Genomic DNA, 13,982 nt, shown 5'->3' with positions numbered 1-13,982 from the left:
TTGACATGAAACTTGTACGTTACGGCGCGGTGGGCGCAGAGAAGCCGGGCCTGATCGATGCCAACGGAGAGCTGCGGGATCTTAGTGCCCATGTCAGTGACATTGATGGCGCGCATCTGGGAGAGGCAACCTTGTCGACGCTGCGCGGCCTCGACGCCAGCAGCCTCCCCAAAGTGGATGGCACCCCTCGTTTGGGCGCATGCGTGGGCAGTATTGGCAAGTTTTTGTGCATCGGGCTGAACTACTCTGACCACGCAGCAGAAACAGGGGCCGACATCCCCGAGCATCCAATTTTATTCTTTAAAGCGAACTCAGCGATTGTGGGGGCCTATGATGATGTGATTATGCCGCGTGGCTCCACCCATACGGACTGGGAGGTTGAGCTGGGCGTCGTCATTGGGACGCAGTGCAAATACGTCAGCGAAACAGATGCTTTGGACTATGTCGCGGGATACTGCGTGGTGAATGATGTGTCAGAGCGCCATTACCAAACACAGTTGACCGGCCAATGGACGAAAGGAAAATCCTGTGACACTTTTGGGCCAACCGGCCCGTGGCTTGTCACCAAGGATGAGGTCGGCGACGTGCAAAACCTTGCCATGTCGTTGGATGTGAACGGCAAGCGCATGCAAACCGGAAACACCAACACAATGATCTTCACCGTGGCACAGATCATTGAACACCTGTCCTCTTTGATGACCCTGCATCCAGGTGATGTGATCACCACGGGGACTCCCCCAGGTGTCGGGCTTGGAATCAAACCGGACCCAGTGTTCCTGAAATCCGGCGATGTGATGGAGCTCACGATTGAGGGCCTCGGGATGCAACGCCAAACAGTGGGGCAAGACACATGAGTACCCCCAATTTGCTGATGATCGGTGATGCAACCGATGAGATGCTGTCACGGCTAACGACAGAATTCACCATTCACCGGCTCGACGAGATCGCTGATCTGGACCTATGGGCCAAAGAGCATGGCGCCGTGACCGAAGTCGTCATGACCAACGGGCATCACGGCATCCCACCTTCCGTCATGGCCGCCCTGCCCAATTTGAAAGCTGCTGCGGGATATGGCGTGGGTTATGACGCGGTCGACACCGACGCCTGTGTGGCCCGTGGCATCAAGGTGTCACACACCCCGAATGTGCTGAATGGTGAAGTCGCAAATACAGCTTTGCTTCTGTTGCTTGCCGGCATGCGCGAGTTTCGGCGCGATGAGGCTTGGGCGCGTTCTGGCGATTGGGAAATGCAGGGCAATGCCCCTTTGACGCGCTCGCCTGATGGCAAGACAATTGGCATCTTGGGATTGGGACGCATTGGTCAGGAGATCGCGAAACGCCTGTCGATCTTCGACGCAAAGATCGTCTACCACACCCGAAGCAAAAAGGACGTCCCCTTTGACTACTATAGTAACCTTGTTGAAATGGCCGCTGATTGCGATGTGCTGGTGTGCATCACCCCTGGAGGGGCCTCGACCGATAAGATCGTGAATAGGGAAGTGTTGGAGGCCTTGGGGCCGGAGGGCATGTTGATTAACGTCTCGCGTGGCAGCGTCGTGGACGAGGCCGCCTTAATTGCGGCGTTGGACAGCGGCAAGCTGGGCTGTGCAGGCCTTGATGTGTTCGAAGGCGAGCCGCATATCCCTAACGCGTTGAAAACCTCCGCGCGCACAATCCTTCTGCCACATGTTGGATCCGCCACCCGCGAGACCCGCGCGGCGATGGGGGCGCTGACCGTTGACAATTTACTGCAATGGAAAGCGGATGGAACTCTGATCACCCCAATTCCAGAATGTGCTCACCTTTGAAACAAGGTTAGTGCGTCACAATGCATTCACGGGGGGGCTGGCAGAGATGTCGGCCCCTTTTGGGTTTCTACCTCGGCATAGGTTGTTCCCGATTCAGCAACACGTTGTTTCCAATTCGCATGGTTAACGCCCCACTCTTGCCCCAATCTTTTGGCATCACAGCGTTCAGATAACTGGCAAAGAATCGCCAATGCGTAACCCGTGAGGAATTTGAAATGCGTAAATTTGTAATGAGCTGTGCAGCCTGCGCCGTTGCACTCACCGCTGGTGTTGCTGCCGCAGAAGATGTGAGCAACGAAGACGAAGTCACCGGCTACGACGATCCGATCAACGAGCGTCACGTCGACATTCGTGGCGGTGTGTTTTTCCCACCCCTGATTTTGGCAAGCGTTGGGCAAACAATCACGGTTAAGAACCAAGAAGACGAAATCCACGACGTCACCGCAATTGACGACAGCTGGTCCTCCGGCCCGATCGCCCCGGGTGAAGAGAAGGAAGTGACCTTGTTGGCCGAGATGACATTGTGCTTCAAATCGACGTTCAACGAAAACTACAAAGGCGGCTTTGGCTCCCCTGAAACGGGTGAAGCACCGGAATGCTACGAGCTTTCCGGCGACGGTAACGGCGATGAAGTTGCCGAATAAGCCCTAGGCTTGAACAATTTAAAGGCCCCGCTGTTGTCAGCGGGGCCTTTTTTTTGTGAGTTGGTATTCGCGGCAGCGATACTGGCTGCCCGACACCTCAGACAGCCAGAAACGGGCCTATTTTTAAACGGGCCTATTTTTTAACGATACGCCCGTCTGTGAAGGCCTTAACCGGACCTTGAGCAGCCATGTATTCTGCCAAAACATCAGCCAAATCTGGACCGAAGTCATAGGCGTTTGCTGCTGAGGTGAACATTTTGTAGCCGTCCCCGCCACCGCGCACGTAATTGTTGGACACCAGTTTGTAGGTCGCGGCAGGATCAATCTCGACCCAAGCATCGCCGTCCTTCACAGCAACCGCTTGGATGCGCCCCTCATTTGGTGCGACCGAAGCATCCCAGCTGAACTGAAGGCCAGCCACCTGCGGAAAGCGGCCTTTGACCTCTTCCACTTGGCTCACTCCGTTCTCCAACGCATCGATCACCGTTTGGCCGGTGACTTCAAACGTGGACAGGGTGTTCTGGAACGGCAGCACCGTCAGCACCTCGCCCATGGTCACGTCACCTGCGTCGATCGAGGACCGGATGCCGCCCGAATTCGCAATGGATATGGTCACCCCTTGGTCCTTCACGCGATCCAACATGGCTTCCGCAATAAGGTTGCCCATTGCACATTCTTCAACGCGGCAAACCGCGCGGTCACCGTTGATGAGTTCGCCTGATTGGGCGACCACCTTGTTGCGGATTTCTTCCAACGGAGCCGCCAATTCGCTCACACGGGCCAAGACAGCTTCATCCTCGGCCACCTGACCATCGATGAGGATCGGTTCGCCTTTGGCCTCGGTGATTTTGCCGTCATCGTCGAAGGAGACGTTCAACTCACCAAGGTATTTCCCGTAGGCATAGGCTTGAACAATCGCGGTGTCATTGATCATGACAGGGTAGATATCCTCGGCGCGCTCTTGGGTGTTTGACAACAACGTGTTGGAGTGACCGCCAACAATAACGTCAACACCGGTGGTTTTAGACGCCACCATTTTATCGACGATAAAGCCGGAGTGGCTGAGCACGATGATTTTGTTCACCCCCTCGGAGGTCAGTTTATCAACCTCTCCCTGAACCGCCTCAGACGGGTCTGTGAAGGTGATGTTCTTGCCCGGAGACGCCAGATCAGGGGTATCAAGCGGCGTCAGGCCGATCAGGCCAATCTTCTCGCCGCCGCGCTCGATTACGGTGGACTTCATCAACTTGTCTGCCAAAGCAGGCTCGCCAGACACATCAGCGTTGGACATCAAGACGGGAAATCCAACGGAGTCCATGAAACCCGCAAGAACTTCTGGGCCGTCATCAAATTCGTGATTCCCGACTGTCATGCCGTCATATTTCAAGCCGTTCATCATCTCGGCTGCGACCTTGCCCTTATAGTAGGTGTAGAACAGTGAGCCTTGGAACTGGTCGCCCCCATCCACGAGGATGGCGTTGTTGCTGCGCCCGCGCGCCTCTTTGACGGCATTCACCAGACGCGCCCAACCCCCGAAGCATTTTCCTTCGGCATTATCTTCGCCGGAACAGCCACTGTCGTATTTGCTGATCGGCTCAAAACGGGCGTGAAAGTCGTTGGTGTGCAAAATCGTTAAGGAGTAATCGGCGGCGGCAATCCCCGTGGTCAGGGTGAGAGCTGCGGCACTGGAGAGAAAGGTCTTAAGCATATGGATGGTCCCCCATTCTAAAATTCTAGCGTCAGAGTGGCGCGAATGATGCACGGAGTCAAAGCCCCCTCCGTGCAGTGGCGTAACGTCACCATGTGACAGCGCGGTGACTTGACCACTCTTTGAGCACAGGGCATGTGAGACCTATGAATATTTACAAGATCATGACCGCTGATGCGTGGTCCAAGTTTCAGGCGACTTCACGCTTCACCGGCGCGCAAATCGACCTGACGGATGGCTACATTCATTTCTCCACCGCAACGCAGGCAAAAGAGACCGCCGCCAAGCATTTCACAGGCCAAACGGACCTGTGGCTGGTCTGGGGCAAGGCCCCAACGGATTCCGCGTTGAAGTGGGAAGTGTCACGAGGCGGCGCTGAGTTCCCGCATCTGTACCGTGATTGGGAGCTGTCAGAAGTCACCAGTGCAGCCCCTCTTGCGTGGAACGGCACGACCCATGATTTCCCAAAGGAGCTGACATGAAAGCCCTAGAACGCATAGCCCTTGCAGGCCTGCACCGCGTCGACCCTGAACGCGCACATGGCTTGGCCATACAATCGTTGAAAATGGGGCTTGGGTTTGGACAAGGCCCCATTCTTTCCCCCCGCCTGTCCACCACATTGGCGGGCATGGAATTGAAAAACCCTGTTGGATTGGCAGCAGGGTTTGACAAAAATGCAGAAGTTGTCGGACCTTTGGCTCAAGCTGGCTTCGGCTTTTTGGAAGTCGGCGCCGCGACCCCGCGTCCGCAGCCAGGCAACCCGAAGCCGCGCCTGTTTCGCCTCACCGAAGACCAAGCCGCGATCAATCGCTTCGGCTTCAACAACGAGGGTATGGATGTCATCGCAGAGCGCCTTGCATCACGGGTTGTTGGCGTACCGGTCGGCCTAAATCTTGGGGCCAACAAAGACAGCGAAGACCGCGCGCAGGACTTCGCGACCGTGTTGCGTCATTGCGGGCCGCATGTGAATTTCGCTACGGTGAATGTCTCGTCACCCAACACCGAAAAGCTACGCGACTTGCAAGGCCGCGCTGCACTGTCGACCTTATTGTCGGGTGTCATGTCGGCGCGGGCGGAATTGCGTGTTCCGATCCCCGTATTCCTGAAAATCGCGCCCGATCTGGACGATGACGCTTTGGGTGAAATTGCCGAGGTCGCCGTTGAGGCCGGTTTGGCAGGCATCATCGCGACCAACACCACCTTGTCGCGCGACGGCCTGAAATCCCCCTATAGATCCGAAGCAGGAGGTCTTTCGGGGCAACCGGTCTTCGAGAAAAGCACCCGCGTGCTGGCCCGCCTGTCGCAGCTTCTGGATGGCGCAATGCCCCTTGTGGGCGTAGGCGGGATTGGCTCGGCGGATCAGGCCTATGCCAAGATCCGTGCGGGCGCATCCGCGGTGCAGATCTATACGGCAATGGTTTACGGCGGTTTGTCCTTGGCCGGTGACATCGCCCAAGGGCTCGACGCCCTCTTGGAGCGCGACGGCTTTGCCAATATCGCGGATGCCGTAGGAACAGGGCGCAACGACTGGCTTTAAGTCGCCTCTGCCTCCAATGCGGGGTAACGCAAACCCAGCGTTATCCCGCGCGCCACGAATAAAATCAGCAGGCTGACCCATAGGCCGTGATTGCCCAAGACCGGCATCAGCACAGCCAAGGCGCCGCAATACACCACGAAGGATACCGCCATCATATTGCGCATGTCGCGCGTGCGCGTAGCCCCGATGAATATTCCGTCCAACATCCACGCATAGACGCCGATCAACGGGGCTACGACCATATAGATCAGGTAGCTGCGCGCCTCGTCTTGCACTTCGGGGGCGGTGGTCATCACGTCGATAATCTGCCCCCCGAACAGCGCGAAGCACAGCGCCAGCCCAGCCGTCACAATCACCCCCCAAAGCGTTGTCAGATATGCGCCGCGCCGCAAACGCAACCGGTTGCGTGCGCCCAACGCCTGTCCCACCAAGGCCTCGGCGGCGAAGGCAAACCCGTCCAATGCGAAAGCCGTTATATGCAAGAACTGAAGCAGGATTTGGTTCGCCGCCAGCGTCACATCGCCAAAGTCCGCCCCAAAGAACAAGAAGGAAATAAACGCGGCCTCCAACAGGATCGACCGCAACATGATGTCCGAATTCACCGCCGCCATGCGTGTCAGGCGCATCCGGTCAAACACCCGAGGCCAGTCTTTCCAAGCCGGTGTGCGAAAGGCGTCGCGGCACAGCCAAAGCCCAAGGCCCAGACCGGACCATTCCGCCAGAAACGTCGCAAAGGCCACGCCCTCGACGCCCCAGCCCAATTGCAAAACAAAGATCAAGTCGAGAACGATGTTCAGCCCGTTCATCCAAACCTGCAGCACCAATACCGCTCTGGTGCGCTCCAATGCGATCAACCAGCCGGTTATTCCGTAAATCGCAATCGCGGCAGGGGCGGAAAACACACGAATGCCCATGTAGTCTCGGGCAAGGTCTTCAACCTCGGCGCTGGCAGGGGAAAGCTGGAACGCCCCCCAAAACAACGGAATTTGCAAGGCCATGATCACAAGTCCGGCCGCGACCCCGATCATCAACGAGCGTGACAGCAGTGCTGCGACCTCGCCGGTCTCCCCTGCTCCATGGGCTTGCGCGGTGAGCCCCGCGGTCCCCATGCGCAGGAAGCCGAACAACCAATACAGCCCCGACAGAATAATCGCGCCGATCCCCACTGCCCCAATGGGCGCGGCGAGCCCCATTTGCCCCACAACCCCAGTGTCCACCGCCCCAAGGATCGGGACGGTGGCATTTGAAATCACAATGGGAAGAGCTATTTTCAGAACCCGCCCGTGGGTTAGGTCCTGCGCGGCGGGGTCAGCTGCCATCAGGTGTTGGCATCAAGAAATGCCCAGTTGCTTGGGCAAATAGACGATCACGATTGTCCTGCCACGCCTCTACATGCACCGAAGCGTAGCGTCGCCCCGACCGGTTCACCCGAGCCCGCGCATAAGCATCGCGCGGCAGGCCAGAGCGAAGGTAGTCCACAGTAAAGTCGATGGTCTTGGGAATAACCGGCAGTGCCCCATCTTGAAGTTTGCCGTCTTCCATATCGGACCACATGGTGGACCACGTCAGCCCGATGATCGAGGTAATTTCCAAGAAGGCCGCCGTCGCCCCCCCATGCAAGGCCGGCAGCATCGGATTCCCGATAAGTTCCTCGCGGTACGGCAAGACAGCCGTCAGCTCATCCCCTCGCCGGTCGAATTCGACGCCCAGAAACTGAATGTAGGGCACGCTTTGAACCAAGCCGTGCAAGGCGGCATCTCGGCGCGTTTTGATCACCTGAACCGGTTCGGGTTTACGCATGACCTAAGCCCCTTTCGCCCGTTGAAATGTGAACGCACCGGTGGCGGACGCCACAGGGTTTTCCGTATCGTCATCCAAGGCCGTCGCACGCACAAAGGCTACAGAGCGCGTGACGTGATAGCATTCCGCCCTTGCGCGAATACGCTGGCCAGGCGTTGCGGCACGCATGTAGTCGATGCGCAGGTCAATCGTGGCGGTTCCCCCGTGCGCCTGCGGATGCGACATCACAGCAGTCCCCCCGCATGTATCCATCAAGGCCGACACAGCCCCACCGTGGATCACACCAGTTGACGGGTTGCCAATGAATCGCTCGTCATAGGGCATCGACAACACAGCATACCCTTCCCCGATCTCGTCCAAACACATCCCCAAAGCGCGGGAGTGCGGAATGGCGTCCAAAAACTGGCGGGCGAATGTCATGCGGTCTGTTTTTGTACTCATATGCACATTTGTGGCAGCTTTCCGCACCAGCGCCAAGGCGCGCATTGCTGATAAGTTTGAAAATTCCCACCCAAGGGCGACTAGAATGGTCGCGTTACCTATGCAAAGGTATTCGTGACGAAACCTGCATGAAGGGATACCGGATGAGATACGGAGCTGCTTATGGCATCTGACAGCCGCCTGACCTTTAAAGAAATGTGTGCCCAGTTCGACGTGACACCGCGGACCCTTCGTTACTACGAATACATCGAACTTCTAAGCCCGGAACGCGAAGGCCGGTCGCGCTTTTACCACCCACGCGAGGTCGCGCGCATGAAGTTGATCATGAGAGGCCGCAAATTCGGGTTTCCCTTGGAGGACATCCGCCAGTGGCTTGATATGTACAATTCGGACCCCCAGAACCGCGCTCAGATGGAAGCCGTGATCGAGTTTGCGGACAAACAGATGGGCGAACTGCTCAGCCGCAAGCAACAGATCGAAGAATCAATCGCTGAACTTCAAACCCTTCGCGATCAGGTGGCAGCAGGATTGTAGTCCCCTAAAATCCGTGGCGCGCCCCAATCCGAACCCTTGCCAAATGCAGTTGCGGGGAAATACCCCTTGCAGTTCCCCCTTATTTATATGGGCTTTACGGGGAAATCTGTTCACAAGGCGTCACTATCTTGTCAGGCGGTGGTTTGCAAAAGTTGCGCTAAATCCCCCTAAAAATTTCCTGACATTACGTCACCTCAGTTCTGACGCCACGTTACATTTACGTTAACGTCAACAATGCTTGTATGGTTGGATCACGTTCAACATGTCCAATGCATCGAAACCGCGAAGTAGAAGTAAAGGACATCAAATGTCTGAGGATACTATGACCATTCGTGAAATGTGTGACGCATACGGAGTAACTCCGCGTACTTTACGTTTCTACGAATCCAAAGAACTACTGTTCCCGATCCGAGAGGGGCAACGCCGCCTTTTCACCAAAAGCGACCGCGCCCGACTGAAACTGATCTTGCGAGGCAAACGCTTCGGTTTTTCGCTGGAAGAAATTCGCCAGCTTCTGGATCTATATCACATCGGCGACCAGCAGGCGACGCAGTTTGCCCTGACCTATGAGATTGGCCAAAAGCGACTGGCCGACATGATCAAACAGCGCGACGAATTGAACGAAGCCATTGTAGATCTGACTGCCCAACTGCAATGGGGAGAAAAAATGATCGCCTCGCGCAGCCTACCCAAGGCGGCCAACTCCTAAATCCACGTAACCAAATTCGCAAAGAGGCCCCTATGCCCAGCTACACCGCCCCAGTCAAAGATATGCAATTCGTCCTACATGACGTTCTGAAAGTCTCCGCGCAAACCGTGCCTGGCTATGATGAGCTGGAGGCCAACTTCACCTCCGCCGTTCTGGATGAAGCGGGCAAAATCGCCTCCGAAGTGCTGCAACCGCTCAACGTCGTGGGGGACAAAGAGGGCTGCAAACTGGAAAACGGGGTTGTGCGGACACCGACGGGGTTCAAGGCAGCTTTCGACCAAATGAAAGAAGGCGGTTGGACCGCCCTGGATTGCAATCCCGAATATGGCGGCCAAGGCATGCCATATGTTCTGGCCGTGGCCGTGGGGGAGCAGTTCACCGCAGCCAATATGGCGTTCAACATGTACCAAGGCCTGACGCATGGCGCCTACTCTGCAATCCACGCGCATGGCACAGACGCGCAAAAGGCAACCTACCTGCCAAAGATGGTGTCTTGCGACTGGACCGGCACGATGAACCTGACGGAGCCCCATTGCGGCACCGACTTGGGGTTGATGCGTACAAAAGCTGCGCCTCAAAACGACGGGAGCTACAAGATTTCCGGCCAGAAGATTTTCATCTCGGCGGGCGAACACGACATGTCAGACAACATCATCCATCTGGTGTTGGCCAAAATCGAAGGCGGCCCCGAGGGCATCAAGGGCGTGTCTTTGTTTATTGTGCCGAAGTTCATCGTCAAAGAAGACGGCTCTCTTGGAGAGCGCAATGGCGTTTCTGTGGGCTCGATTGAAGAAAAGATGGGCATCCACGGCAACTCGACATGCGTGATGAACTACGACGAGGCCACTGGCTACCTTCTGGGGACCGAGCACAAAGGCATGCGTGCGATGTTCACCATGATGAACGAAGCGCGCATCGGGGTTGGCCTGCAAGGCTACGCCCAAGCCGAAGCCGCCTATCAGAACGCGGTGATCTACGCCAATGATCGTTTGCAAGGCCGCGATGTAACCGGCGCGAAGAACCCTGACGGGCCAGCTGACCCGCTGATCGTGCATCCGGACATTCGGCGCAATTTGATGGACCAAAAGTCCTTCATCGAGGGCGCGCGGGCCTTTACCTTCTGGGGCGCCAATATGATCGACCAGCATGTGCGCGCCGATGATGACGCCGCCCATGGCATCGTTTCGCTGATCACCCCTGTGATCAAAGGCTTTCTAACCGACAAAGGTTTCGAATATGCGACAGCCGCCCAGCAGGTTTACGGCGGCCACGGCTATATTGAGGAATGGGGCATGTCGCAGTTTGCCCGCGACGCACGGATCACCCAAATCTACGAGGGCGCCAATGGTGTTCAAGCTTTAGATCTGGTGGGCCGCAAGTTGGCGCAAGACGGCGGCAAGCACGTGATGGCTTTCTTTGAGATCGTCAAATCTTTTATCAAGGAAAACAGCGGCAATGAGGAATATGAAAAATCCTTCCTCGACCCGCTAAAAGCCGCCTCTAAAGACCTTCAAGCCGCAGGCATGTATTTCATGCAAAACGGAATGAAGAACCCGAACCACGCTTTGGCTGGCTCTTATGACTTCATGCATATGTTTGGCCATGTCTGCCTCGGGTTGATGTGGGCGAAGATGGGCAAAGCCGCGATGGATGCATTGGAAAACGGCGCGTCAGACACGGCTTTCTACGAAACCAAGATCGCAACCGGCAAATACTACATGGCGCGGCAACTGCCCGCGACGGGTATGCATTTGGCGCGAATTGAAAGCGGAGCCGATACGGTTATGGCGCTCGACGCGGCGAGTTTCTAAAGTGGCGGCAGGGCACCCCCTGCCCCATCAAATTTGCGGAGACGACTATGCCCAAACGCCTGAAACTAACCCGACGTGTAAACCTTGCCATGACTGAAGACGCATGGCGCAAACTGAAGAAATTCAGCACGGAGGCGGGCTTGGACGAAGGTGAGGCACTGTCGTTTCTGTTCGAAAACTTCGGCAGCGTGACGGATGAAACAAATCTGACCCATCGCCTGCGCATTTTTAATTCTGAACTGGAGGCCCGTAAGAAATGACCGCAAAACTGTATTGCTTTGGCGAAAGTGGAAACGCCTACAAGGCCGCACTTGCGCTTGAACTGTCGGGCATGGACTGGGAGCCGGTTTTTGTGGATTTCTTTAAGGGAGAAGCCCGCTCTGACGCCTTCAAAGAAATCAACGTGATGGGGGAGGTTCCTTCCTTCGTCGACGGCGATATCACCCTGACCCAATCGGGGGTCATTCAACAATATGTTGTCGATCAAACCGGAAAATTCGGCGGAACCTCAGAAAACAAATACGAAGTGCTTCGTTGGGTTTTGTGGGACAATCACAAGTTTTCTTCGCAGATTGGGCCGCTCCGGTTCTTAATGAATTTCCTGCCCGAAGATAAACGCCCGCAAGAGGTGATCAACTTTATGCTGGGGCGCACCAAGGCCGCCTATGCTGTGCTGAACGATCACCTCGCGGGTCGGGACTGGATCGTCGGCGATGGGGTGACCACGGCTGATCTGTCGTGCTGCAGCTATCTGTTCTACGATGAACCCTTCGGCTTTGATCGTGCTGACTGGCCCCATATTGACGCGTGGCTCACACGTATCTCTCAATTGCCAGGTTGGAAGCATCCTTATGACCTCATGAAACCGGCGTTCACCGCATGACCACGCAGGTTAACTTTTTGCTGGATTTCTCTGCCTATGAGCGCAATTCTGCGCCTCGTATTTCGGAGAGTTTATGTTCAGCAAATTGGCACTTGGCGGCATCTGGGCCTACCAACAATATCTATCCCCCAGAAAGGGTTACCGCTGCGCCTATTCTGTTGTGCATGGTGGCACGGGGTGCTCTGGCTACGTCAAACACGCGATCCGCGACCACGGGATTTGGGCCGCTTGGCCGAAGATCACGCAGCGGTTCCGCGACTGCAAAGCGGCCCATCTTGTCACCAAGTCTAAATGCGCGGTTCATTCACAGCAGTTGGATGAAGACGAGCGTAAAGAATTGGAAAACTACCGCCGCAAAGATCGCTGGTACAACAAGCTCGACTGGTGTTGCTGGGGCGGGTGCGATGCGGCAGCCTGCTGCAGCATGGCGTCGGCCACACCTGCCGCGGCACCGGATGCCGCAGGGGGGAGTTGCTACGGGGCGGACTGCGGTGGCGGCGGCTGCGATTGCACACCAGGGTGTGACTGCTCTCCGAGCTGCTAATCACCGTGAGGATCGCCCATGATCCTCGCTGCATTCTTGACCGGCATGACCTTTTGCGGCCTCGCCCTCGCGTTGATCCGCGCAGAAGACACATTCGATAAATTCGGCTCCGCGGCCGCCATGTTTTGCGCTTGGTGTGCCTTTGGCATGCTGCTGATGGCTGGCCTCTACGGATTGGGGCTGGTGCTGCCCGCGATCGCAGGCGCCGCGGTGCTGGCGCTGCGATCCACCGACACATTCGGCCGAAGGCTACACGCCTTGGCTTCGTATAAACTTCCCATTGGAGTTGCGGCGTTGCTGTGCAGCGTTGCCGCTTGGATCGGGATCCTAAATCTGATGGAGGAAATTCCCTATGGCTGAAGCCTATATCTATGACGCCGTGCGCAGCCCGCGCGGTAAAGGCCGAAAAGACGGCAGCCTTCACGAGGTCACCGCCGCACGCCTGTCCGCCAACATCCTGAATGCGGTCAAATCGCGCAACGGGTTGGAAGGCCACGCTGTAGAGGACGTGATCTGGGGCAATGCGACCCAAGTCATGGAACAGGGCGGCTGCCTTGCGCGCACGGCTGTTTTGGCCTCGGAGCTGGACGAACGCATCCCCGGTCTGTCGATCAACCGCTTCTGCGCCTCCGGCATGGAGGCCGTAAACCTTGCGGCCAATCAAATCAAAGGTGGCGCTGGCATGGGCTATATCGCCGGCGGTGTGGAAATGATGGGCCGCGTGCCGATGGGATCAGACGGAGCGGCCATTGCTGTGGATCCAAGCATCGCCATGGACAGCTACTTTGTGCCACAAGGCATTTCAGCCGACATCATCGCGACCGAATACGGCTTTACCCGCGAACAAGCGGACCAATTGGGTGTCGAGAGCCAACGCCGCGCAAAGGCCGCGTGGGACGACAACCGCTTTGCCAAATCTATCGTGCCGGTGTTGGATCAAAACGGCTTGGAAATCCTAAGCCATGACGAATACATGCGCCCCCAGACTGACATGCAAAGTCTCGGCGGTTTGAACCCAGCCTTCCAAGCCATGGGGGAAGTCATGCCTGGCTTCGACAAGGTTGCGCTGATGAAATACCCGCATCTTGAGAAGGTGAACCACATCCACCACGCAGGGAACTCCTCGGGCATCGTTGATGGCGCCGCGGCTGTTTTGATCGGCTCCAAGGAGTTTGGCGAGGCGCATGGTTTGAAGCCACGCGCACGAATTCGGGCCACCGCCAAGATCGGCACCGACCCCACCATCATGTTGACCGGCCCCGTCCCAGTGACCGAGCACATTATGAAGCAGTCTGGTATGGCGATTTCCGACATTGACCTGTTCGAGGTCAATGAGGCCTTCGCCTCTGTCGTATTGCGCTTCATGCAGGCCTTCGATGTGGACAACAGCAAGGTCAACGTTAACGGCGGCTCTATCGCGATGGGCCACCCGTTAGGGGCAACCGGCGCGATCATTATCGGCACATTGCTGGACGAGTTGGAACGCTCTGACAAAGAGGTGGGGCTGGCCACACTTTGCGTCGCCTCCGGCATGGGTGCCGCCACCATTATCGAACGCGTTTGA

Annotated in this window: 17 protein-coding genes; 13 read left to right on the top strand and 4 right to left on the bottom strand. The window is 56.7% G+C overall.

The window, feature by feature from the left end; genetic code table 11:
* The first annotated feature begins 5 nt into the window (after positions 1 to 5).
* From Q0746_RS13555 to Q0746_RS13545, 3 genes are all read left to right on the top strand, one after another.
* Complete coding sequence (locus Q0746_RS13555; RefSeq protein ID WP_298261131.1) at positions 6 to 854, top strand: fumarylacetoacetate hydrolase family protein; 849 nt, start codon at positions 6 to 8, stop codon at positions 852 to 854.
* Positions 851 to 1,807, top strand: a complete 957-nt coding sequence (locus Q0746_RS13550) for a 2-hydroxyacid dehydrogenase (RefSeq protein ID WP_298261129.1) — start codon at positions 851 to 853, stop codon at positions 1,805 to 1,807. Before Q0746_RS13555 ends, Q0746_RS13550 begins: the two co-directional genes overlap by 4 nt.
* 215 nt (positions 1,808 to 2,022) lie before the next feature.
* A complete protein-coding gene (locus Q0746_RS13545) occupies positions 2,023 to 2,451 on the top strand; it encodes a hypothetical protein (protein WP_298261127.1) in 429 nt (142 codons plus the stop codon).
* 133 nt (positions 2,452 to 2,584) lie between these two features.
* Here the strand turns inward: Q0746_RS13545 and Q0746_RS13540 are convergent, their stop codons facing one another.
* Positions 2,585 to 4,159 (bottom strand): bifunctional metallophosphatase/5'-nucleotidase, encoded by a 1,575-nt coding sequence (locus Q0746_RS13540; RefSeq protein WP_298261126.1) that lies wholly within the window; start codon positions 4,157 to 4,159, stop codon positions 2,585 to 2,587.
* 146 nt (positions 4,160 to 4,305) lie between these two features.
* Between Q0746_RS13540 and Q0746_RS13535 the strand changes: the two genes are divergently transcribed.
* The gene (locus Q0746_RS13535; RefSeq protein ID WP_298261124.1) at positions 4,306 to 4,641 is read left to right on the top strand and encodes a DUF952 domain-containing protein; all 336 of its coding nucleotides are present in this window, start codon (positions 4,306 to 4,308) and stop codon (positions 4,639 to 4,641) included.
* The gene (locus Q0746_RS13530) at positions 4,638 to 5,696 is read left to right on the top strand and encodes a quinone-dependent dihydroorotate dehydrogenase (RefSeq protein ID WP_298261123.1); all 1,059 of its coding nucleotides are present in this window, start codon (positions 4,638 to 4,640) and stop codon (positions 5,694 to 5,696) included. Before Q0746_RS13535 ends, Q0746_RS13530 begins: the two co-directional genes overlap by 4 nt.
* Here Q0746_RS13530 and Q0746_RS13525 read toward each other — a convergent pair.
* The 3 genes from Q0746_RS13525 to Q0746_RS13515 are packed head-to-tail and all read right to left on the bottom strand — an operon-like array spanning position 5,693 to position 7,937.
* Positions 5,693 to 7,015 (bottom strand): MATE family efflux transporter, encoded by a 1,323-nt coding sequence (locus Q0746_RS13525; protein ID WP_298261121.1) that lies wholly within the window; start codon positions 7,013 to 7,015, stop codon positions 5,693 to 5,695. The two genes, Q0746_RS13530 and Q0746_RS13525, sit on opposite strands and share 4 nt — an antisense overlap.
* Positions 7,005 to 7,496: a PaaI family thioesterase gene (locus Q0746_RS13520; RefSeq protein WP_298261119.1), complete on the bottom strand. Its 492-nt coding sequence runs from the start codon at positions 7,494 to 7,496 to the stop codon at positions 7,005 to 7,007. Before Q0746_RS13520 ends, Q0746_RS13525 begins: the two co-directional genes overlap by 11 nt.
* 3 nt (positions 7,497 to 7,499) lie before the next feature.
* On the bottom strand, positions 7,500 to 7,937 hold the full coding sequence (locus Q0746_RS13515; RefSeq protein ID WP_298261117.1) for a PaaI family thioesterase: 438 nt from the start codon (positions 7,935 to 7,937) through the stop codon (positions 7,500 to 7,502).
* A gap of 162 nt (positions 7,938 to 8,099) precedes the next feature.
* Between Q0746_RS13515 and Q0746_RS13510 the strand changes: the two genes are divergently transcribed.
* From Q0746_RS13510 to Q0746_RS13475, 8 genes are all read left to right on the top strand, one after another.
* Positions 8,100 to 8,471: a MerR family DNA-binding transcriptional regulator gene (locus Q0746_RS13510; RefSeq protein ID WP_298261116.1), complete on the top strand. Its 372-nt coding sequence runs from the start codon at positions 8,100 to 8,102 to the stop codon at positions 8,469 to 8,471.
* A 307-nt stretch (positions 8,472 to 8,778) separates the two neighbouring features.
* Positions 8,779 to 9,180: a MerR family DNA-binding transcriptional regulator gene (locus tag Q0746_RS13505; protein WP_298261114.1), complete on the top strand. Its 402-nt coding sequence runs from the start codon at positions 8,779 to 8,781 to the stop codon at positions 9,178 to 9,180.
* A gap of 32 nt (positions 9,181 to 9,212) precedes the next feature.
* Positions 9,213 to 10,991, top strand: coding sequence for an acyl-CoA dehydrogenase C-terminal domain-containing protein (locus Q0746_RS13500; RefSeq protein ID WP_298261112.1), 1,779 nt, complete (start codon positions 9,213 to 9,215; stop codon positions 10,989 to 10,991).
* A 47-nt stretch (positions 10,992 to 11,038) separates the two neighbouring features.
* Positions 11,039 to 11,251, top strand: a complete 213-nt coding sequence (locus Q0746_RS13495) for a hypothetical protein (RefSeq protein ID WP_298261110.1) — start codon at positions 11,039 to 11,041, stop codon at positions 11,249 to 11,251.
* Complete coding sequence (locus Q0746_RS13490; RefSeq protein WP_298261108.1) at positions 11,248 to 11,874, top strand: glutathione S-transferase family protein; 627 nt, start codon at positions 11,248 to 11,250, stop codon at positions 11,872 to 11,874. The genes Q0746_RS13495 and Q0746_RS13490 overlap by 4 nt, the downstream gene beginning before the upstream one ends.
* A gap of 73 nt (positions 11,875 to 11,947) precedes the next feature.
* Entirely contained in the window at positions 11,948 to 12,418 is a 471-nt protein-coding gene (gene yidD, locus Q0746_RS13485) for a membrane protein insertion efficiency factor YidD (RefSeq protein WP_298261106.1), read from the top strand.
* An 18-nt stretch (positions 12,419 to 12,436) separates the two neighbouring features.
* Complete coding sequence (locus Q0746_RS13480; protein ID WP_298261104.1) at positions 12,437 to 12,778, top strand: hypothetical protein; 342 nt, start codon at positions 12,437 to 12,439, stop codon at positions 12,776 to 12,778.
* Complete coding sequence (locus Q0746_RS13475; RefSeq protein WP_298261103.1) at positions 12,771 to 13,982, top strand: acetyl-CoA C-acetyltransferase; 1,212 nt, start codon at positions 12,771 to 12,773, stop codon at positions 13,980 to 13,982. The genes Q0746_RS13480 and Q0746_RS13475 overlap by 8 nt, the downstream gene beginning before the upstream one ends.

This window comes from uncultured Litoreibacter sp., assembly GCF_947487515.1.
In the GTDB taxonomy this organism is placed as follows: Bacteria; Pseudomonadota; Alphaproteobacteria; order Rhodobacterales; family Rhodobacteraceae; genus Litoreibacter.
The sequence above is the reverse complement of the archived record's forward strand: the minus strand, read 5'-3'. Positions and strand labels throughout refer to the sequence as shown.